A 21,892-nucleotide genomic window follows, 5' to 3' on the forward strand; every position below is an offset into this window, starting at 1 on the left:
CGCATCTCTTCGACTCTACCTTTCGGCAGACTCGCAACAAAGCGAACTGATGGATAGCAAGACATTTGGGAGATTATTGGCAGCAGCTAAACAGTATTTACCTTGCTTGATGGTCAACTCCCGCCAATAACCTTTCAGTTTGGTGAACTTTGGATTATTTTCAAATCTGAATGTTTTTTTCGGTTCAACTTTTGCATTCAGCCGTTGCAGGATTAGAAGGCTGTTGCACCCTATTGTTAACAGTTTTTGCTTCTACAAAAGCTTCTCGACCTGTAATCAATCTAGAGCGACGATTACGAGTGATATAATTCCACGCCCACTGAATTGCTACTACTATTTTAGTGTCAAACTCGATTAAGAAGTAGATGTGAATTATTAGCCAAAAGAGCCAAGCAATGAAACCTTGGAGTTTGAGTAAGCCTAAATCTACAACAGCTAAATTTTGCCCAATCATCGCCAAAGTACCCACGTCATTGTAACGAAATTGTGGCAAAGTATTACCTTGAAGCCTGCGTTTAATGAGTTTAGCTACATACTCTCCTTGTTGTTTGGCTACAGGTGCAACACCAGGTAAGGGTTTACTATTTTGATGGGAAAAGTTGCTTAAATCTCCCACTACAAAAATGTTTTTATAACCCTTGATAGTCAAGTCTGGTTCTACAATCACACGTCCGTCGCGATCGCACTCTACACCTGTACTTTCTGCTAGGGCTTTCCCCATAGGCGAACCTTGAACACCTGCTGCCCACAATATAGTTTTTGAGGCAATTTCTGTCAATTCATCGCCTTGCTTGAAAGTAACGATGTTATTTTCAATATTTGTCACTCTGGTGTTAGTGTAGACAGCTACACCCAACTTTTGCAAAGATACTGCTGCTACTTTCGATAACTCTGGCGCAATGTGTGGGAGGATGCGATCGCCCCCTTGCAATAGTAAAATTTTCGCTTCTGAGATGTTGATGCTGCGGAAATCTTCTTTGAGAGTTTGGTATGTCAATTCCGCGATCGCCCCCGATAATTCTACACCGGTAGGTCCACCCCCCACAATCACAAAAGTCAACAAAGCCCGGCGTTTTTCTGGATCAGTTTCTTTTTCTGCTGCTTCAAATGCCGAAAATATCTGGCGACGCATTTCTATGGCATCTTCAACAGTTTTCAAGCCAGGAGCAAATTCTTTCCAGTTATCCTTACCAAAATAGGAATGGTTAGCACCTGTGGCGACAATCAATGTATCATAAGGTACTACTTCATCACCCAGAATAACTTGTTGCGCTTTTGGATCAATATCATTTACTTCTCCCAACAACACTTTTGTATTCTTGCTTTTGCTGAATAGAGATCGCAATGGTGCGGAAATATCAGCAGGTGATAGCGTACCTGTGGCAACTTGATATAAAAGCGGCTGAAATAGGTGAAAGTTACGTTTATCAATCAGAGTAACATTTACATTTGCACTCTTCAGAGCTTTTGCTGTATACAGTCCACCAAAGCCACCACCAACGATCACAACCTGATGTGGGGCATTTTTCTCAAGTGAGACTTCCATAATAAATATTTCCTTGTGTTAAGAAGTTGTAACTATTCTTAACAAAAAGGTAACAGCATTATGATATACGTTGCCGTTTATTTAGAACAATTGAAAAAATAATGAAAGTAGCCAAAGTTAGTAATCAGTCTTAAATTTCTGCGGCAGAATCAGATTTGTTGTCTACAGTTATATGCTGAAGGAGGGTGTTAGAGCTAAAGTTTTCTTTTGATCAGCAAGGAAAACGCGATCGCAGAGGTTAAACAGTTCTACCTCAGTCTGTGTGTGTCGCATCAGCCGCAGGAAATCACCTTCAGCATCAACATTTAGGGCAATATAGTTGAGGAACATTTTGAGGTAGCCTACGCGGGCTCGCTCTGGCATAGTTGCTGCTGCGGGGGTTTGCCATAAACGATCAATATAGTTGCGTACCTCTACTAAAGGAACGGGCGTGATCGTCTCAAAGCGCAAAGCTTGGCGAATTTGATTAAAAAGCCAAGGATTCCCAATCGCCCAGCGTCCCACCATCACACCCGCCGCACCCGTTTGAGAAAGCACTTCAACAGCAGTTGTCGCCGAGTCGATATTGCCATTGGCAAGCACTGGACAATCGACTCGTCTTACCGCTTTCGCAATCAAATCATATTTTACTGCCCCGTGGTACATATCTTTCACCGTGCGACCATGCAAACTCAGTAAATCAATGCTGTGGCGATTGATTATATCTAGAATTTCGTAAAAGTTATCTGTATTTTCAAATCCTACGCGCATCTTCACGGTCAAAGGTCGATCGTTGACAGCAGAACGCAGTTCTCCCAAAATCCGATCCACTTTTTCTGGTGAGAGTAGCAATCCACCCCCAACATTTTTGCGATATATTCTAGGTGCTGGACAGCCCATGTTCAAGTCAACTCCAGCGATATTATAGTTGCAGAGTTCCTTTGCTGTTCTTACTAAGTCTGGAATGCTTTCGCCAATCATTTGAGCAAAAACGGGGCGACCCGTGTCGTTTTCGGTGATTGCTGTCAGAATGCTACGATTGAGCCGTGAGGTATCATTGACGCGGAAATACTCCGTGAAGAAGTAGTCAGGACTGCCGTAGTGGGCAATCACCTTCATAAACCAGAGGTTTGTCACATCCTGCATGGGCGCAAGAGCGGTGAGAGGTAGGTATGAATGGAGCGATTGGGGAAGCGATACCTGGGACATAGAGATCAGGAGCGATCGGCAAAGCATCACTCTATCAAAAAATGCTTACTTGTTAGGAACTGCGAAGACAAAAGCCCAAATGTACATTAACTAATTATTTGTCCATTTAACAATTTAACTAGGGATGAGGGGTAATTGCTAAAATTGTTATCACTCCTTGACCAGTGCCGTAGTACCAAAAAACTCTAAACGCAGCAGGTGTTTTATTTTCTACGTATGCTTCAAATACTTCTTCGCCATTGGAACCAAATAAATCATCATATTTGTGGGTTTGCAAACCAGGATGACGGAGATTAGTTTCTATCAAAGCTAATGTTTTAGAGACTTTTCGGTACTTTTTCGGGTCAGTTTGCTCTAAATTTTTCAATACATCTCTGGCTTCAGTTGAATATTGCAGACGAAATTGCATTAATCATCAATCTCCAAGTCTGCGTATTGAGCAAATGAACCTAAATCATGAACTTCTCCCCTCGCTGCTTCTTGTATACCCTGTAGCACCATAGCTAGCGCTTCTGGATTTTGCCACAACCATCTTTGATTTTCAGGAATATTTTCTAAATCTATGGGGTCTAGTAAAATCTGCCCTGCATCATTAGTTAATACTCGGTAAACTTTTGCCTTAGCTGTTTCTCCTAATGTTAAGTTCCCTTGCTCATTTGTTAAGATAGCTTCTTTTAAGACATAAAAGTTTTGGTTAGCAATCATAGGTAAAGTTTTGGTTAGCAATCATAGGTATAGTTTGGCAATTATTCAACTTATATCATAATACCGTTGTTATTATATCAAAAGTTACTAAAAAGTTTATACTTTTAGCAGCATTTCCTCTATTAAGTTCATCTATAACTAAAAGATAATTTTGACCTTTACCATCTATTAAATCCCTGTATGCTAGCCCTAAAGCACGGATGAAGTGTCCCGAATAAAATTTGTACATAATAGAATTACCTTGACTTTGTGGCAATAGCTTTCCCACAAAATCAGAATAAGTATATTCGGGATGAAATACAGTCTTTATTGTATTTTCTAACGTATTACTCAGGGAATCAAAATGTATTTATTAAATCATTTATTGCAATTGAACGAATCTGGTAACTTTTACCGATACCAGGACTACCAAAAATAATCTTTTGGATTGGTTTTGTTTGGTGATTCATAATTTAGATGTAGCTTTGTTTATTATTTAAAAAATCATACTAACTCTAACTCATATCAAAAAATTTGATAGTAAATCTTTAGTATTATTTAATACTTGTGCTTAATTTGGTAAATATAATTAATTACGCAATGTGGTTGCGAATGTAGTGAAGTGAAATGAAGCAATCCTAGCCCTTGCGATTGCTTCGCTCCGGTCGCAATGGCTGTAATTAATTTTGTTGACTTGCTTAACAAGTTCCCCTTGAGTCCCTTGATTAAATAGTTTTAAAAGCTAAGTCACTTTATATACCTATTTTTTAACAATCAAGACTTGGAGTCCTGTTTCCTTTGGATTCCCTAGCAAGCATAAAAATTTGGATGAAAATATACTGAAGTATGTAAAGTATGCAACTTTTTGCACACGAAAGTACATACCTATAAATATACGTGATAGCACTCTAACGCAGAGACAGCACCACTGTAAAATCAACATGATGCACAAAATTTTAAACAAGTCAAGTTTGGTATAAATTATATTAAAAATTTTCTAGCAAGTTTTTAGGAATTATCAGAGACAGGTTTTATAAATGAGTTATAAGCAAAAATTATATTACAAAGTATAACCTATAATTTTTCTCTATTCCACCTATCAGTTGCAATTCTGTCTCATAGGGTAGATTGGTTTTATCCCGTGAGAGAAAATGACCTCTCGATTTTGTGGTTAATCTTGTAAAGGTAACGAGCGCGGAGGGATTTGAACCCCCGACCCACAGAACCGGAATCTGTTGCTCTATCCACTGAGCTACGCGCCCTTAATCTTCCATATTATAGCATATCTGTGATAAAATTTGCAACCTAGAAAAACTTGGTTTCTGGGTTAAAGATAATTAGCTGGGTCTACGGGTGTGCCATCTCGACGAACTTCAAAGTGGAGATGGGGACCAGTTGAGAAACCTGTAGAACCAACAGCAGCGATCGCTTGTCCGCGTTCAACTGCTTGTCCTTCGGTAACATACAACTCGCTGGTATGTCCGTACAATGTCGTCATGCCATTGCCGTGATCGATAATTAACGCTCTGCCATAACCACCATACCACCCAGCAAAAATTACTGTTCCCGAATCGGCTGCCCGAATTGTGCTACCATAGCTAGCAGCAAAATCCAACCCGGCATGAAAGCGACGATAGCCGAGGATTGGGTGTATCCGCCAGCCGAAGGGACTGCTAGTAGGAGCATCGCTAGGATATGTCATGACACCAGTTCCGCGAATGATCAAACTTGTCCGGCTGTTGGTTTTTGCTTGCGCCGCTTCTGTTGCTCTGGCTTCTGCTACCTTTTGTTGAATCAAGACTTCCAAATTTTTGGAATCTCTCTCTAGCTGATTTTGCGCGGCTTCCAAGGCCAGGCGATCGCTATTCAGGCGTTGAATTAATTCTGATTGTGATTGCGCCTGAGTTTGATAATCGGCTTTTTCTGCCAGCAGTTGCTCACGCATCAAGGCAACTTCGTTTTTTTGCTGTTCTACTTCCGTTTTTTGTTTATGGATCAGGTTTGCTTGGGCGTTGAGTTTTACCAAAATTTGCTGGTCTGCCTGATAGACTAACTTCAACTGATAACGGCGGCTGATAAAGTCGCTAATATTTTGACTTTCGAGCAAAACTGCCCATCCCACAGATGCAGGCGATCGCTGAAGATAACGCAATCGTGCTACTGTTGCTATTTGCCGCTCCTGATAGTCACGCTCCGCTACAGCTAAATCAGTTTCTAACTGCTTCTGGCGTTGGGTGGCCAGTTGTAATCGTGATTCGCTCTCTTGAAGATAGCTATCTGTAGTTTGCAGATTTTGCTTTAAACCAGTGAGGTGTTTTTCGGCTTCTTGTTGGAGATTTGTTAAGCGATCGCGATCGTTAACTACACCCTGATGCTGCTGATTCATTTGTTGCTGCTGTTGTCGCAGAGTATCAATAGATCCTGCGGAGGTTGCGTGGGCTGGAATTAATCCCCAACATATACACAAAATGCAGCAAAATGCAATAGATAAACAGCAATAAATCTGCTGTTTTCCGAGAAATCGCGCTCTCATAGTGCGAACCTAACTAAAACGATGTTTTCAAACACTATGAGGATTATTCCCAAAATCTGATTCACCCACTCCAACACCATGTATCAAATTGGTCTGCCAAGTTTTAACACAAAGATTCCATTTGTGTCAGCATTGAGTAGATATCGTTATATTGGTTTAACGTGAATTCGACGCCTAACCCCCCAACCCCCTTTCCTACTAGCGTTGCTCCCGTCAAACTCCCCTCTCCGAAACGGAGAGGGGTTGGGGGAGAGGTTCTTCCAGGATTAGTGAATTGGTGTTCTAAGCTAATGTACTTTTAATTTGCATAACTAGGGCAGGCAAGATGCCCACCCCACAAGAGTTTTACTTCCAGGTAATATGCAACTTTTATCTCCAACAGCTTAGGACGGGTCTTTATGGGGACATACAGCAGTTTTCATGTATTTCAACCATATATATCGTACGGGCACAGCATTGCTGTGCCCCTACCGCGTGGTCTATTTAGCTGAAAATAGCTGTAATGTAAAACCGTGTCCTATTTGGGGCAATAAGACACGGTTTTATAGGAGTATTTACTTATAATATTACCAAAATCAAAGTAAAATTTGATTTATACCAAAGTAATCCATTTACTGAAATTTGTTTCCTGGTTCATTAACTTTCTCTGTTGTGGGAAAGATTTGGCGATCGCAGTTTGTGCTTTCCTGAGTTAAGGCGATCGCACTAAAGAAAATAGCACTTCCTACAGCCAGAGCGATCATCGGACGTTTCAGCAAGACAAAATCTCTGATAATCCTCGCTAACGGTCGGCTTTGACGACGTAGCGCCGAAGAAATCATCAATTGTCTCCAAGTAAACGGATCGCGGACATAATGACCGCTTTGGCAAACTACTAGCCGTTCCTGACAATAGGGACAGCAAAATAAGCCCATCCGCGTTTTAATTGGTTTGGGCGTACCATTTCTTTGGCAAATTGGGCAAGTAACATAATGATTATCAAAGGTGTGTATATTCATTTACCTCGTCCGCCTAGTCCATTTACTCGCTCTATAATCAATAGCTATATTGAATTGGGATCAATACTTAGCAGACTTCCAAGCATGGTCTGACATCAAGCATAAATCATACATATATTGTATTACTACCAAGGCTCGCTCAATGGTCGCAACACGAGTATAGCTAGATTTAGGCAAGGATGCAGGGCTAGTTAATGTTTACGGGTGCGTCCACCCAGCCCCCAAAAAACTCTGTTGTCTCTAGAAAAAAATAGCGATCGCGCCCACTCGCACTCCATTAGCCCTCGTTGACCCTTAAATAATAATTGTCTCCCTATTTAACCATTGTTCCCACAAAAATTTTGCACAATGACATTTTTTACTAAAGCTTTATAAATCAAGCAAATAAAGTCTACTTGTCCGGTTGCTAAATAATGGCTCACAATGATAAGTAACAGATAAAAATTTAAATTTTTTCTTACATTTACCCCGCCTCTGAATGACTCTCTTGCCTCCCACTCAACTGAGGAAGGTAACGGAACAACCTGACTTTCCTACACCTTCCGCTCCTTTAGCTCACTTAATTAATCGTTTTCAACCATCCCCAGAAACAGTTGTGCTGTTTTTAGCCATGCTCATTGGCGGTGGTACTGGTATGGGTGTAGTCACTTTTCACTATTTAATCCAGATGATTCACCAGCTGATGCTGGAAAATTTAATGGGTCAAATCGGCGTCTGGGGTGCTTGGACTTTAGCTTGCGTTCCCACCCTTGGTGGCTTAATCGTTGGCTTGATGCGCTGGCGCACTCAAGATTTTGGCCCGGGACTTTCATCTTTGATTGCCGCCTCCCAAGGAACAGAAATTAGGCGACCACTACGACCAGTTACGAGGATGCTGGCCGCAGCTGTTTCTTTGGGGAGCGGTGCTTCTTTGGGGCCAGAGGGTCCGAGTGTAGAAATTGGCGCGAATTTTGGGATGTTGTTGTCTGTAGTCCTGAATGTATCTCAAGAACGACAACGTTTGCTCTTGGGTGCTGGCGCGGCGGCTGGACTTGCTGCTGGATTTAATGCTCCCATCGCTGGAGTATTTTTTGCCCTAGAGGTGGTGATGGGAGCTACATCTTTCGCTACTTCTGCGGTGAGTGTGGTGCTGCTAGCGGCGGTGGTAGCAGCATTAATTGCCCAAATTGGTTTGGGGGCACAACCCGCTTTTGATTTACCTGCTTACCAAGTCCGCAGTCCTTTGGAATTACCCCTTTATCTTGGATTGGGTTTAGGGGCTAGCCTAGTTTCTCTAACTTATACAGAATCAATTCGTTTAGCAAAAGCCTGCTTTGCTGGTCAGGTTCCAGGTTTTGCCTTTTTGGGACGAATTCCTCAGTCGATTCATCCAATTATTGGCGGTGTGATCATTGGCGCAGTTGCTTTGCACTTCCCGCAAATTCTGGGCGTCGGTTATGAAACAGTGGAAGAAATGCTTCAGGATGTGGAGTTTCCCCTCTACCTGTTGGTGGTGCTGTTGGTGGTGAAATTATTGATGACTGCAATTAGTGCGGGTAGTGGTTTCATTGGCGGTTTGTTTGCACCAGCAATGTTTTTAGGCGCTTCCTTTGGATCAGTTTACGCCAAAATTTTGGCTGTGGTATTCCCGGCAATTTGCGATCAGATGGCGGCTCCTCCAGCTTACGCAATGGTAGGAATGGCAGCAGTGCTGGCTGCTAGTGTCAGAGCGCCGTTAACCGCTATTTTAATGCTGTTTGAATTAACCCGCGACTATCGGATTGTTTTACCCTTGATGGCAGCTGTGGGTTTGAGTGTTTGGCTAGTGGAAAGGATTAAACCAACTTTTAACTCTAACTCTAATCTACAACAAATTGGTCTTTCGGAATTGAAAGATGAACAAGCGGAAATTGTGCAGCAAATTTTGGTAGAGGATGCTATGTACCCCTGTCCAAAAAAGCTACCTGCAACCCTTGGGGTGTTAGATGCAGCTGTGGAAATGACCCGCGATCGCGTTCACAGTGCTTTAGTAATTGATCAAGCAGAGCAATTAGTTGGTATACTTTCTCTGGAAGATATTAACCGTGCCCTTGCTCTTTGGCAAACTTACCCAAATTCCCTAACTGAAATTCCAGATAATTTATCGAGTCAAACCCTGATAGATATTTGTACTACTGAAATCCTCTACGCATGGCAGGATGAACTATTATCTGAGGCTTTAGACCGGATGAATCTTCGAGGTTTGCATCAATTACCAGTGGTAGCACGAGACAAACCCGATCGCATTTTGGGTTTACTAGAAAAAGAGCAAATTGCATTCACCTGCAATTTAGCAGTTACACGCAAGGCACTTCGCCACTATTTACCAGTCTTACCCACCACAGATATAATCATTAGTCATTAGTCACTTGTACTGAGCGTAGTCGTTGGTGCAGCCTCTGGTAGAGAAGTATTGGTCATTGGTCATTGGTCATTGGTCATTGGTCACTTGTACTGAGCCTTGCCGTTGGCGTGGTCACTGAGTCTTGCCGAAGTGCAGCCTCTGGTAGAGAAGTATTGGTCATTAGTCATTGGTTTTCACAAAGGACAAATGACAATTGACTAATGACCATTTCTAGTTATTGGTTTTCACAAAGGACAAATGACAATTGACTAAAGACCATTTATTAAGCCGTGGCTTCTATGGCTTCATCATCTTCCCGATCTTCTGGATCTACCTGTCTCAGACGAATGTGCTTTTTGCCTAAAGTGATCAGAAACTCATCTCCTGGCTTAAGATTCATCTGTTTTGTGTAAGCTGAACCTATAAGTAAGTTATTATTCGATTGCACACTAATTCTATAGCTGGCACTACGTCCACCACGCCCATTTGAACTGGGTGTACTGTCCAACTGAATGCCTTCGGCATCAATTAGGGCATTTAAGAACTTCATCATATTGACGCGCTCTATACCGTTTTTGGTAATGGTATAGTAGCCGCACTTTTTGGCTTTGTCTTCCTTGCTCTCACTCTCTAGCTCTTTGACTTTTTTGAGCAGTTCATCACCGAGTAGGGGTTCAATTTTTTTCAGTTTAGGCATCAACTTAGGTCGAAAACGAATGTTTGAACTGTTTGAATCGATTTTATTTTAGCTGAGGTTGAGCTAATAGGAACATAATCCTTTAGTTTTTATCTCAACCTAGCCAAGTATATTACACTCATTGGCACAATTGTTATCTGATTAACAATATTTCTAAGACAATCTATTTTAGAGAATGCTGGCAATGCTGATAACTATATATATACTTTGTGAATCACTGCTAGACTATACAAGTTTTAAGTTTTCTAAACTAACGCTCAAAAGGTTGTCTAGTTACTGAGGATGATAACTGAGTCACAGAATGATAAGGAAAACTGATCCTTAGTCATTGGTGATTGGTTATTTACAAAGTCAAGAGGACAACAGACAAACAACAAAGCTTGCCAAAATGAAACTAACGACCAGAGGACACTATAGCGTGAAGGCGTTGCTAGATTTAAGTTTACAGCCCAAATATGGCCCTGTATCTGTAAAAGCGATCGCCAAACGCCAAGATATCCCAGCTCCTTACCTCGAAAAACTACTAATAGAAATGCGTCGTGCGTCTTTAGTGAAATCAATTCGTGGTAGCATCGGCGGATACCAATTGGCCAGAGAGCCTGCACAAATATCTATAGGACAAATTTTAGAAGCAGTTGGCGACACTAGCCATTTACCCCATCACACTCCAGCACCGACACAAGCTGAAGATTGGGTAACATTTAGCCTCTGGCAGAGACTCAACCAAAAGCTCAAAGAAGCTTTGTACAGTATTACTCTGGCAGACCTTTATTACGATGCTCGTAGCTGGCAAGCTTCCCTTGGGGAAGAGGCTAGTTTTGTGGTTTAGTCAAGAGTCAATATTTGGACTATTGACCATTGACTTTTGACCCTTGACTGGTGACTTATGATTAATAGCATCTATATCTTAATAATCGCTGCACTTTTAGATTACTTAATTGGCGATCCTTGGGATTGGCCCCATCCAGTGCAAGTTATGGGGTGGGTAATTTCTCATCTGACCAAATTTTCTCTCCACTTGTGTCAAAATTCTCTAACACAACGCCTAGCTGGAATAGTATTAGGGATTATCCTAATAATTGGTAGCGGTCTTGTTGGCTTTTTGATGATTCAAAGTGCCCGATGGATTCATCCGTTGTTGGGAATTGCAATAGATAGCATTCTTTTGGCTAGTTGTTTTGCTGGCAGAAGTTTGCGAGTAGCAGCGGTGGCTGTTTTACAACCTTTAACAGTAGGAAATTTGGGTGAGGCTCGTAACATCTTAAGTAATTACGTTGGTCGAGATACCCAAAACCTCTCACAAGCAGAAATTTCACGAGCCGTTTTAGAAACAGTCGCAGAAAATGCCACTGATGGGGTAATGGCTCCGCTTTTTTATGCAATTGTTGGTGTTTTTATGCCATTTGTGGGGCCAACTCCCTTGGCTTTAGCATACAAAGCCAGTAGTACCCTTGATTCAATGGTGGGCTATCGGGAAGCACCCTATACTTATTTGGGATGGTTCTGTGCGCGGTTGGAAGATTGTTTAACTTGGCTACCTTGTCGGTTAACAGTTGTGACTCTGGCGCTGTTATCGGGTAAACCGATGCACCTTTGGCGAATTTGTCGTCGGGATGCAATTAACGATCCTAGTCCCAATTCTGGCTGGAGTGAGTGCGCCTATGCTGCTTTTTTGGGTGTGCAGATGGGGGGTACAAATTGGTATCGCGGCGTAGCTAAGTACAAACCACTCCTAGGAGATGCTATTTATCCGATTACTGCAACTTCTATTCAGAATGCTTTGCAACTGACTCGATATTGTTTTTTGCTATGGTTAGGGATAGCGATCGCTATATTCTTAATACTTCCAAACAGATAATGATAAATATAAAGACGCGATTAATCGCGTCTGTACAGGAGTTAAAAATAAAAACTTCTAATTCTTAACTCATCACTCCTAACTTATCACTCCCTATGTCTGCCAAAGTAGTTGAAATTCTCTCATCGGAAGAAATCCGTCGTACCTTGACTCGCCTTGCCTCTCAAATTGTGGAAAGGACGCGTGATTTGTCTCAACTGGTGCTTATTGGGATTTATACCAGGGGTGTTTTATTAGCCGAATTGTTGGCGCGTCAAATTGAGACGCTGGAAGGTGTAGCAGTGTCAGTCGGCGCTTTGGACATTACATTTTATCGAGATGACCTCGACAAAATTGGATTGCGGACTCCAACGAAAAGCGAAATTGCTTTTGACCTAACAGGGAAAACGGTTGTACTCGTGGATGATGTGATTTTCAAAGGACGGACGATTCGTGCTGCTTTGAATGCCGTCAACGATTACGGTAGACCAGAGGTGATTCGTTTAGCTGTATTGGTAGATAGGGGTCATCGAGAATTACCAATTCACCCAGATTTTATTGGCAAGCAGTTGCCTACTGCTAAAGAAGAAATTGTCAAAGTTTACTTACAAAATTGCGATGGACGAGATGCAGTGGAGTTGATTAGTCATTAGTCATTAGTCATTTGGAGTTGGGAGGCTGAACTATAGCGCTTCTGGTTTGGGTTTCGAGTCCTGAACACCAAGTTCAGAGGTCGGAGTTCCGATTTCTCTACTCAAAAACTTAACTACGATCGCTACACTAATAATAGGAATTATCGGGCGATGCAAGGATTTAGCCGCTATACGCTCACTCGATACGGAGAATGGAAATCAGTTCGCTCTTATATTGTGGAGCGTTAACGCTTGCCTAAGAAGTCTTTTTTGCCAAGCTCTACACCGCAGTGTCTGAGAATGTCATAGGTTGTTGTGATATGGAAATAAACGTTTGGCAAAACAAAATATAGGAGAAATGGCATTCCTTCAAAAGATAGGCTCTTGTCACCCTGCGTAATGGTAATTGTTTTATCTTCCGAACCATCTATTTGTTCGGGTTTAAATGTGTCTAAATAAGAGATAGTTTTCTGAACGCGGTCAATAAGTTCAGGCAATGTAGTTTCATTGTCCTCAAACTTGGGTGCTTCTGCCCCTGCTAATTGTGCGGCACCTCTCTTTGCTATGTCAGAGGCAATTTGTACTTGTCTTGACAATGGAAACATATCTGGGAATAGACGACTATTGAGCAACACATGCTGATCTATTTTTTTGGTTTCTGTATATGTAGCAGCTTTTTCAAGAATACCTACAAGGTTATTTAGTGTGTGAATAAACACTGGTACTGAAGCTTGATACATTGAAATGATCATTGATATTTCTCCAGAAAAAGTTCAATCTTTGTATAGTTGGGCTCTTGTCGAGATCAGTGGTGCGATTCGCTTAGTCTAAACCTATCGCTACTTGAGTTTCAAGCTCTTTCATACCAATTAGATAGCTAGGGATTGGTTAGTAGTTAATCTACCGCAAAATTGGCGTACCGTGATGATGAACTAAATATTACTTACTACCGAGAAACTAAAATACATTTGTCGCTGTGGATTGTGGGTTTTAGCTAACCCACAGCGACAAATGTAATGAAAATTTAACATTATGGCGATCGCTCTCATGAAACTAGCTGCTAATGTTATGAAAACATGACATTTTGATCCCAGAAAGGCTGATAAATTCGTGAAACAGGCAAAAACCCTACCTATTACCCCTTGATCCCTAGATATGCTTAGTGGTTAATATTGACTTAAGAAATAGAACTTCTCCGATCCCAAAGAAATGCTGATTTTGGCATAACCAGGAATTGAAAGGAAGTTACCTCAATTTAAAAACAGACTAAAAAACTTAAAAACTGGCCAAAACCAGGAGTCAGGAATAAGAAATTCATCTGGAGTGGATGAGATTTTATATAGCATTCTTTAACCAGGGGAAATCATTTACCACTTAAACTACTGGAGGCCAAATTAATGGCAAAAGAACGCCCGCCACTAGAGGAGATGACCTTACGCCAACTACGCAAAGTTGCTAGTGAATATAGCATCTCTCGCTATAGCCGAATGCGTAAATCACAACTGCTGGCATCAATACAAGAAGTCCAGCGCACCAAACTTTCACTTAGTCCATCTCGTTCATTGGAGGCACAGGAAACCGTGGAAGCTGCAAAGTTTGAATTAGGTCAGGAAGATCGTACTGGTGGATCTTTGGCTGATGTTGATGAAGGACTCGCAGATTTGCCATCTGGGTATGGTGAGAGCCGGATTGTACTCTTACCGCGCGATCCTCAGTGGGCTTACACTTACTGGGATATTCCCAATGAACATAAAGAAGAACTGCGCCGACAAGGGGGACAACAACTCGCACTACGGATTTATGATGTCAGCGATATCAATATCGAATACCAAAGCCCCCACAGCATTCAAGAATATCCGGCTGATGAACTAGCTAGAGAATGGTATATACCAGTTCCAGTAAGCGATCGCGATTATGTGATCGATATCGGCTATCGTGCTGCTGATGGCCGCTGGTTGGTACTCGCTCGTTCTGCTAGAGTACACATTCCTCCCGTCTATCCTTCTGATTGGATTGAGGATGTCTTCGTCACTGTAAATTTTGAAGAAGATTTGCGTGGCAAGACTCAATACGAACTAGTTCCCCCTGCCAAGAAGATCGCAACCGCAGCTACCACCAATGGTAATGCTAGTAATGCTGTTGTGAATGGCAATGGCAACCCCATCTACGACGAAATATTTGGTTTAGCGGAATCTACCGAAGCACAACGGGTTGCTGGTTCTATCTTCGGCTCCCAGCAAGCTTTAGCGAGTCCTGAACAAACCATTAGCTCCTATATTTTCCCATCTGGTGTCGGTCTGTGGGCAGCTCCCACGGTATCTGGTTTAACCGCTTCCGGTGCAGGAATGTCAGGTGTTGGCTTCTCGGCTTCCGCCGTACCAGTGCGTCCGCGCCAGTTCTGGTTAATTGCCGATGCTGAATTGATAGTCTACGGTGCAACCGAACCCGATGCTACTGTAACTATTGGCGGCCGTGCAATTAAGCTAAATCCAGATGGGACATTCCGCTTCCAGATGTCCTTCCAAGATGGTTTAATTGAGTATCCGATTTTGGCTGTAGCTGCTGATGGTGAGCAAAGCCGGTCAATTCAGATGAAATTCAATCGGGAGACACCATCCCGAAATACTAACACCAAAGAAGAAGCTGTTTTAGAATGGTTCCCTTAAGTTTTCGATCTGAGATTAACTCCAGACTAAAATTTTAATTTATTCGCCGCTATAGTAATCCTATAGCGGTTTTTTTTGGATTATATGTATACAAAAAATTATTAGTTGAGTGCAGATGCGATGTCTACGACAAGGCTTTCGCCAACGCATCCCCAAGTTTACGTAATGTTCTCTCTCGTGCAAAATCAGCCGCCGCGCGTGCCGACTCTGCTAGAATTGTGTCAGTGTTTGGCGTTAGCTTCAAAGCCCCACCTAAATAACCCAGTGCCTTAAGATAACAATCAGATAAATTGGTCGAGGCTAACCGCTTTACAGTTTGGTAATCGCCATTTTTAAAGGCAGATAAAGCCTTGGTGTGTAAATCATTTCCGGGTTCGGGAACATCCAAAACATTGAGGATTGCCTCAATAGCTTTATTTACCTGTTCTAGTGTCAGTTCTTGTTGTACAGCTTGCACCATTGTTTTTACTCCTAAGTCCAGTTTTAAAAATTTTAAGATATAACTTGGGACAAATAGAGTATGTCCCAGTTGCGATCGCAATGCTCTTTTACGATTCGTGACACAAAACCAATAGCATTATCCCCATCATCCTCTGAAGGGTCAACCAAAAACAGTCACGATAGTCGTGACTGCTTACAAGATTGGTCAATTAACTGATTGTTTCTACTTTACATATCTAGTAGAAGCCACATAGACGCATACTCCTACGGAGAAGCAAGCTACGCAAAGCCTCTGGTAGAGAAGTAGCTTGTTAAAAGGCATCCCAAGCCACTTCAAAACTGGCAAGTGATTAAGCTTTAGCCAAGTTTTTAGCAGCAAAGTCCCAGTTCGCCAAATGTTCTAGGAAGTTCTTGATGAACGCTGGACGCGCATTTTTGTAGTCAATGTAGTAGGCGTGTTCCCAAACATCCAAGGTTAGGAGTGCCTTCTGTCCATGAGCTAGCGGATTTTCTGCATTTGGTGTCTTAATCACCTTCAGCGTACCACCATCATCAATCAGCCAAGACCATCCGCTACCGAATTGAGTTGTGGCAGCGTTAGAGAATTCTTCCTTGAATTTGTCAAAGCTACCGAAGTCTTTATCAATCTTGGCTGCAAGTTCACCAGTGGGTGTACCGCCACCTGCTGGCTTCAAGGAATTCCAAAAGAAGGTGTGGTTCCAAACTTGAGCAGCGTTGTTAAAGATTCCCGCCTTAGAAGAGTCTTTGAAGGAAATTTTGATCACCTCTTCCAGAGACTTATCTGCAAGTTCCGTACCTTCAGTCAGCTTGTTAAGGTTGTCTACATAAGCTTTGTGATGTTTGCCATAGTGATACTCGAAAGTCTCAGCTTTCATCCCATATTGCTCTAGAGCATTCTTATCAAAGGGGAGTGGTTCTTGTACAAATACCATTGTGTGAAATCCTCTCTTGATCGGTTTCCAGTCTTAAACTATTGCAGAAGCTTAGGAAATTAACAGCTTTTGTTTCTGGCAGTTTTATGTCCTCAATTATGGAGGATAAAACTTAGCATCGTCATTCTACTACTAAAGTGAAGATCAAGTGAAGATGGAAAAAAGTACTTAAATGATAAATCAAATCGCTATGAATTGATGACTATAAATAAAAATGGCTAATATTTCAGAGCCAAAGACTGATAATTAATTAGCATTTAACAATTAAAGCTTTCATACTTCTACCTTTAGTAGGATTAATTGCCATGTGAAAAATCAGTCGAAAGCAAGATTATTTAATATTTAAATAATCTAATATTTATAGTAGAATGATTGATTGTCAATAAAGATAGCCAATACTAAAATTATCTATTTTATTTTTAAATGCAGTTTTGAGGATGGTAAGTGAATAATCACCCACCACCCTTTGAAACTAAAAAACTAACAGCAAATTGTGATGATTACCACTGAGATAAACGCTCTCGGTAATAGTTAACAATTTGTGCGGTCACTTCAGACACATCCAAACCATCGGTTTGCACTTCGATCGCATCCGCTGCTTTTTGCAAAGGAGAAACTTTGCGTGTACTATCTTTCCAATCACGTTCGGCAATATCCCGTTCCAGCTGCTCTAAACTTACTTGGGGTTGACCTTGTTTATTAAAGTCTTGCTGACGGCGACGGGCGCGTTCAGTTACAGAAGCGGTTAAGAAAATTTTCACTTCGGCATCGGGGAAGACATGAGTACCGATATCCCTGCCTTCAGCTACTAATCCACCTCTTTTACCCCAGTTTTGCTGTTGTTTAACCAGTGCTTGACGTACAGCGCTTTGTGCCGCGATCGCTGATACTAGAGATGTTACCTCGATCGTGCGAATTGCCTGCGTAACATCGATACCGTCAATCCAAACCCGCACGCTCGATTGTAAATCTTGGGTAGGAGTAAGTTCAATTTTACACTGGTTAGTTAATTCGGCGATCGCACACTCATCATCAATAGCAATCCCCTTTTGCAATACTAACCAAGTCACAGCCCGGTACATCGCTCCTGTATCTAAATACACTAAGTTCAGACTTGCTGCCACTTGACGCGCCACTGTAGATTTTCCCGCACCGGCTGGGCCATCAATGGCGATGATCGGTTGGCGATCGCGCAATATAATATTGTCAATCAAACGTGTAGCACCAAGACGAGCTGCGATCGCCAACATTCCTTCCTCCTCAATTTTTTCTAAAGACATCAACGTAGTCGGTTCAACCAATTCAATATATTCCACTAAAACCGTGCTGACCATTGCCACTTCTTGCTGTACTATTGCGATCAACTTGCTGCTATTGCGATCGCCAGATCGAAACGCAGCTTCAGCCCGTCGTAAGCCGCGATATAATACCGATGCTTGCTCTTTTGCCGTCACCGTCAAATATTGATTACGAGAACTGAAGGCAAGACCCGACGCTTCCCGTACTATTGGACAAGCAACAATTTCTACTGGCAAATTTAAGTCAGCTACTAAGCGTTTAATAATTGCCACTTGCTGACCATCCTTTTGACCAAAGTAGGCACGGTCAGGCTGTACCAAGTTGAAAAGTTTGGTAACAATCGTCGCAACACCCTGAAAGTGACCTAGCCGAGAACGGCCACACAAGCCTGTGATCATAGCAGATGGGGGGATAACTTGTGTAGCCTTTGATTCTTCTATACTTTTTTGCGAAACTGCCATTTCTTCAGGAGTCGGTGCAAAAATGGCATCTACCCCAGCTTGTTCGCAAAGTTGTTGATCTAGCTCTAAGGTGCGGGGGTAGCGTTGATAATCTTCATTGGGAGCAAATTGCAGGGGATTGACGAAAATACTCACAATCAGCGTAGAATTTTCTTGTCGCGCCCGTTGAATCAAGCTTAAATGACCTTGATGCAAATTTCCCATCGTTGGCACAAGACCGACTGCCGTCTGATACCAGCCAGTCATCTCATCTAGTCTCAGATCGTCACTAACTGCAATCAGCTTGTTTTCTGAGCAGCGTTTAGTTAAATAGCAGCGTAAAGCTGCGACTGTTGTCAGCAGGCGCACAAAAATACCCCTAGTTCTTATCGATCCCTCCCCCGTTAGTTTATATCTGAAATAGAGGGAAGAGAAGATTGAGCTAGGGGAATTGTTATGGGGAGTGGGGAGTGGGAGATGGGGGAGATGAGGGAGATGGATAACTCCTAACTCATAACTCCTGTACAGACGCGATTAATCGCCTCTCTCCTAACTCCTAACTCCCAACTTCCTACTCCCTAATAATTATTTCCCTAAGACTTCAATATGTACTGGTGCCACGCCACTGCCCATCATTCCCAAAATCCGAGCCGCGCCAGCAGACAGGTCTATGACTCGACCGCGAACGTATGGACCCCGGTCATTAATTCGCACCACTACAGAACGACCATTGTGGGTGTTGGTTACACGAACTTTTGTACCAAAGGGTAAGCTGCGATGGGCGGCAGTCATTCCTTCGGGATTGAACCTCTGACCGCTAGCAGTACTATTACCACAACCATCATAGCCATAATAGGAAGCTATGCCTCTGAAGGAGATTCGCACTGGGCCAATGGAAAGCTCTTGGGGCAGCTTTGGCATTGATACTGGCAGACGCACTGGTAAATTCGCAATTTCTTTTAAGGGAGATGCATTGCCTAAAAGTCTCCGCAGGCGATTGGTTACTTGCAATGCATCTTGAGCGAGATTGTTGGTGGTACCGGCTAATCGCGTACCTTCGTTGATTTCGACCAATTCTTCGTCATTAATTTTGATTATATAGCGATCGCCATCTTGCTGGAGGGGGGCGCTTTTGTTTGGCGCTTGATTGGCAGTGGATTTTTCCCCTGCTTTCCAACTTACGGTAATCTTACTCCCATCCACATTTTCCCGATTCAACTGGTTTATTTTAGCTGCGATTACACCAGCTATCTGAACCGGGTCATTGTCAACAGAGCTAATCTGGTCACTCACACCCGTTACGTTCCCAGTACTCACTCCCTTTAGTGAATTGCTAGCAATAAGGGCGTACGATTGTACGCCCCCAGCATCTCCAATTACACCAACTTTTTTACTTTCAAGATTCGTATTTGATACAGAACTTAAAAATGTGAGAACGGGAATATTTTTGATAAAAAGGGTTGCTGCCTTACGTCCTCCGATGTTGTGAGGATGAATTTCTGTAATCACAGCATCCAAGGTTTGTTTCCCTGCTGTTGACTGATACTCTCCCACCTTCACTACGTCAGGGGCGGGTGATTTTTGGGATGCTAGCGCATTTCCCTTGATGGTTTGAGTGCAACCGACTGTGGGTATCCCCAAAACAGTCATAAACAGGGCAACAATAGTCCACAAATGTCTTTGATTCATGCGTCCGTTTTTAAAGCGACTGTAGAACTTAAGTTTTATGATTCGCGGAATTTTTCACTTGTGAAAGTGATTTCCCTCCTGAAAAACTCGAACCCGTTCCGCTTTCACTTTGTTATTCATAACTGCAACACATTAACATGAACCTTTTGGGTTGGGGATCAGGGTTTTAGCGTAATTTTAGGCAACCAGATCAAATTCCAATTCCAATTTTAAGGGCGAAACCTTTCTCAAATGGGGACTTTGGCTATGTAACGCTTTTTTCGGCAAGTCCTAAATTTCTGAAAAAAACTTTATGCTGATTGCACTCCAAAGTGACGATACCCTATTGACATCAGTTCTAAAAGTTCTTGACTACCCATGTATTCTAGATAACATCTATTTTGGCATTTCCTCTAAAGACATAATATAACTTTTATTAAATAACATCGGCATAAATGCTTAAAATCACTTATTTAATTAAATATTTAGATTTCCCTATGAATAAGTCGTGATATGAATTACATCTGAGATAATTATCCAAATTCGTTTAAGATTTATATCTTTTTTCCAAGTTTTTTCTACTTAGATTAATCATGACTTTTATTCTCGATGACTAGACGAAAATTAGTGATAAATGTAACTTCTAATCCAAGTATTGCTGAGTATAAAATAAAGGGCGATACTCAACTTAATATTTTTTGTGATTAATGATCAAAAAATTAGTAAACCTTCGCGATCGCTTAGAGATACAAGTATAAGTGTATTAACAAGCACGGTGGGTGTTTTTAGCCCTAAGTAGTTGCTCAAGGATGATTTTTTACAGCTTGCTGCCTGTTCAAAAATTTTTGCAACTGTAGGGATGTGCGGCTGTAGACCCTTACTATATATAGTAGGTATTTTGGGAAATGCTATCAGCCTGATGACAGACCAAGCACATCAAGGAGATTTAGAAATAAATCCATCGCCATTAAAAGCTTTTCTCAATGAGTTGCATTCGCAGTACAAGTCAGTGCGGGAGGGTGCAGTAGCGAAATATATTCCCGAACTGGCAAAGGTAAACCCGGACTTGTTCAGCATTTGCATTGTGACAGTAGATGGTCAGGTTTACAAAGTTGGGGACTGGGAACAACTCTTTACCATTCAGTCAATTTCCAAGGTGTTTGCTTATGGACTTGCCTTAGAAGATCATGGACTGGATTACGTTTTAACTAGAGTTGGCGTGGAACCGACGGGGGATGCATTCAACGCGATTGTTTTGGATGAGCAATCGAAGCGACCTTATAATCCAATGGTAAATGCAGGTGCGATCGCCACCACCAGCTTAATTAAAGGTTCCGGGCCAACTGAACGCCTTAACCGAATGCTGGATATGTTTCGGCGATATATTGGCCGCGACGTATTCGTTGACATTTCCGTTTTTACCTCAGAACGCAGTACAGGGCATCGCAACCGCGCAATGGCGCATCTGATGCTCAACTTTGGCATGATTGACCGGAACATTGAAGAGTCGCTGGATCTTTATTTCCAGCAGTGTGCTGTGATGGTGAATTGCCAAGACTTAGCGGTGATGGCGGCTACTCTTGCTAACAGAGGTATTAACCCGATTACAAAAGAACGGGCGGTGGATAAGCGTTACATCAAAGATATTTTGAGTGTGATGTATACCTGCGGCATGTACAACTTTGCAGGTGAGTGGGCTTATAAAATTGGGATTCCAGCGAAAAGTGGTATTTGTGGTGGGATTATTGCCGTTGTACCAAATAAGATGGGCATTGGAGTTTTTTCGCCCCTGTTGGATGTGCGTGGTAACAGTGTGCGGGGGGTAAAGGTGTGTGAAGAACTTTCTCAACGGTTAGGTTTACATCTATTTGATTGTTCAGGCCAAGAGTGAAGTGGGCATTGGGCATTGGGCATTGGGCATTGGGCATTGGGCATTGGGCATTGGGCA

19 protein-coding genes and 1 tRNA gene are annotated in these 21,892 nt (G+C 42.2%); 6 read left to right on the plus strand and 14 right to left on the minus strand.

What is annotated here, in order from left to right:
• Window positions 1–184: 184 nt before the first annotated feature.
• From HWQ38_RS24350 to HWQ38_RS24385, 8 genes are all read right to left on the minus strand, one after another.
• Complete coding sequence (locus HWQ38_RS24350; protein WP_292798719.1) at window positions 185–1,546, minus strand: NAD(P)/FAD-dependent oxidoreductase; 1,362 nt, start codon at window positions 1,544–1,546, stop codon at window positions 185–187.
• Between the two features lie 168 nt (window positions 1,547–1,714).
• Window positions 1,715–2,734 carry a tRNA-dihydrouridine synthase family protein gene (locus HWQ38_RS24355; protein ID WP_292798721.1) on the minus strand — a complete coding sequence of 340 codons (1,020 nt, stop codon included), beginning with the start codon at window positions 2,732–2,734 and terminating at the stop codon, window positions 1,715–1,717.
• Between the two features lie 118 nt (window positions 2,735–2,852).
• A complete protein-coding gene (locus HWQ38_RS24360; RefSeq protein ID WP_292798723.1) occupies window positions 2,853–3,143 on the minus strand; it encodes a hypothetical protein in 291 nt (96 codons plus the stop codon).
• Complete coding sequence (locus HWQ38_RS24365; RefSeq protein ID WP_292798725.1) at window positions 3,143–3,439, minus strand: hypothetical protein; 297 nt, start codon at window positions 3,437–3,439, stop codon at window positions 3,143–3,145. The genes HWQ38_RS24360 and HWQ38_RS24365 overlap by 1 nt, the downstream gene beginning before the upstream one ends.
• A 55-nt stretch (window positions 3,440–3,494) precedes the next feature.
• On the minus strand, window positions 3,495–3,707 hold the full coding sequence (locus HWQ38_RS24370) for a hypothetical protein (protein WP_292798727.1): 213 nt from the start codon (window positions 3,705–3,707) through the stop codon (window positions 3,495–3,497).
• Between the two features lie 900 nt (window positions 3,708–4,607).
• Window positions 4,608–4,680, minus strand: a tRNA-Arg gene (locus tag HWQ38_RS24375).
• A gap of 65 nt (window positions 4,681–4,745) precedes the next feature.
• Window positions 4,746–5,951 (minus strand): murein hydrolase activator EnvC, encoded by a 1,206-nt coding sequence (locus HWQ38_RS24380; protein ID WP_292798728.1) that lies wholly within the window; start codon window positions 5,949–5,951, stop codon window positions 4,746–4,748.
• 611 nt (window positions 5,952–6,562) lie between these two features.
• Window positions 6,563–6,949, minus strand: coding sequence for a hypothetical protein (locus tag HWQ38_RS24385; protein ID WP_292798730.1), 387 nt, complete (start codon window positions 6,947–6,949; stop codon window positions 6,563–6,565).
• A 478-nt stretch (window positions 6,950–7,427) separates the two neighbouring features.
• Here HWQ38_RS24385 and HWQ38_RS24390 point away from each other — a divergent pair, with 478 nt between their 5' ends.
• A complete protein-coding gene (locus HWQ38_RS24390; RefSeq protein WP_292798732.1) occupies window positions 7,428–9,332 on the plus strand; it encodes a chloride channel protein in 1,905 nt (634 codons plus the stop codon).
• Between the two features lie 262 nt (window positions 9,333–9,594).
• Here the strand turns inward: HWQ38_RS24390 and HWQ38_RS24395 are convergent, their stop codons facing one another.
• Entirely contained in the window at window positions 9,595–10,008 is a 414-nt protein-coding gene (locus tag HWQ38_RS24395) for an AbrB family transcriptional regulator (protein WP_292798734.1), read from the minus strand.
• Between the two features lie 388 nt (window positions 10,009–10,396).
• On the opposite strand from HWQ38_RS24395, the gene HWQ38_RS24400 reads away from it, so the two are divergent.
• From HWQ38_RS24400 to pyrR, 3 genes are all read left to right on the plus strand, one after another.
• Window positions 10,397–10,837, plus strand: coding sequence for an Rrf2 family transcriptional regulator (locus HWQ38_RS24400; protein WP_292798736.1), 441 nt, complete (start codon window positions 10,397–10,399; stop codon window positions 10,835–10,837).
• A 57-nt stretch (window positions 10,838–10,894) separates the two neighbouring features.
• Complete coding sequence (gene cbiB, locus HWQ38_RS24405; RefSeq protein WP_292798738.1) at window positions 10,895–11,866, plus strand: adenosylcobinamide-phosphate synthase CbiB; 972 nt, start codon at window positions 10,895–10,897, stop codon at window positions 11,864–11,866.
• Between the two features lie 95 nt (window positions 11,867–11,961).
• Complete coding sequence (gene pyrR / locus HWQ38_RS24410) at window positions 11,962–12,498, plus strand: bifunctional pyr operon transcriptional regulator/uracil phosphoribosyltransferase PyrR (RefSeq protein ID WP_292798740.1); 537 nt, start codon at window positions 11,962–11,964, stop codon at window positions 12,496–12,498.
• Window positions 12,499–12,722: 224 nt separating this feature from the next.
• Here the strand turns inward: pyrR and HWQ38_RS24415 are convergent, their stop codons facing one another.
• On the minus strand, window positions 12,723–13,229 hold the full coding sequence (locus HWQ38_RS24415; RefSeq protein ID WP_292798742.1) for a DUF1993 family protein: 507 nt from the start codon (window positions 13,227–13,229) through the stop codon (window positions 12,723–12,725).
• A gap of 645 nt (window positions 13,230–13,874) precedes the next feature.
• On the opposite strand from HWQ38_RS24415, the gene HWQ38_RS24420 reads away from it, so the two are divergent.
• Window positions 13,875–15,143 carry a DUF4912 domain-containing protein gene (locus tag HWQ38_RS24420; RefSeq protein ID WP_292798744.1) on the plus strand — a complete coding sequence of 423 codons (1,269 nt, stop codon included), beginning with the start codon at window positions 13,875–13,877 and terminating at the stop codon, window positions 15,141–15,143.
• A gap of 124 nt (window positions 15,144–15,267) precedes the next feature.
• On the opposite strand, the gene HWQ38_RS24425 is transcribed toward HWQ38_RS24420, so the two are convergent.
• From HWQ38_RS24425 to HWQ38_RS24440, 4 genes are all read right to left on the minus strand, one after another.
• The gene (locus HWQ38_RS24425; RefSeq protein WP_292798746.1) at window positions 15,268–15,603 is read right to left on the minus strand and encodes a hypothetical protein; all 336 of its coding nucleotides are present in this window, start codon (window positions 15,601–15,603) and stop codon (window positions 15,268–15,270) included.
• A gap of 331 nt (window positions 15,604–15,934) precedes the next feature.
• Complete coding sequence (locus HWQ38_RS24430) at window positions 15,935–16,537, minus strand: superoxide dismutase (RefSeq protein WP_292798748.1); 603 nt, start codon at window positions 16,535–16,537, stop codon at window positions 15,935–15,937.
• Between the two features lie 500 nt (window positions 16,538–17,037).
• Window positions 17,038–18,645 (minus strand): bifunctional pantoate--beta-alanine ligase/(d)CMP kinase, encoded by a 1,608-nt coding sequence (locus HWQ38_RS24435; RefSeq protein ID WP_292798750.1) that lies wholly within the window; start codon window positions 18,643–18,645, stop codon window positions 17,038–17,040.
• Window positions 18,646–18,861: 216 nt separating this feature from the next.
• The gene (locus HWQ38_RS24440; RefSeq protein ID WP_292798752.1) at window positions 18,862–19,965 is read right to left on the minus strand and encodes a septal ring lytic transglycosylase RlpA family protein; all 1,104 of its coding nucleotides are present in this window, start codon (window positions 19,963–19,965) and stop codon (window positions 18,862–18,864) included.
• 898 nt (window positions 19,966–20,863) lie between these two features.
• On the opposite strand from HWQ38_RS24440, the gene glsA reads away from it, so the two are divergent.
• Window positions 20,864–21,835, plus strand: coding sequence for a glutaminase A (gene glsA / locus HWQ38_RS24445; RefSeq protein WP_292798754.1), 972 nt, complete (start codon window positions 20,864–20,866; stop codon window positions 21,833–21,835).
• The last annotated feature ends 57 nt before the right edge of the window (window positions 21,836–21,892 follow it).

Origin of the sequence: Nostoc sp. NMS7 (genome assembly GCF_017115085.1) — a bacterium.
Taxonomy (GTDB): Bacteria; Cyanobacteriota; Cyanobacteriia; order Cyanobacteriales; family Nostocaceae; genus Nostoc.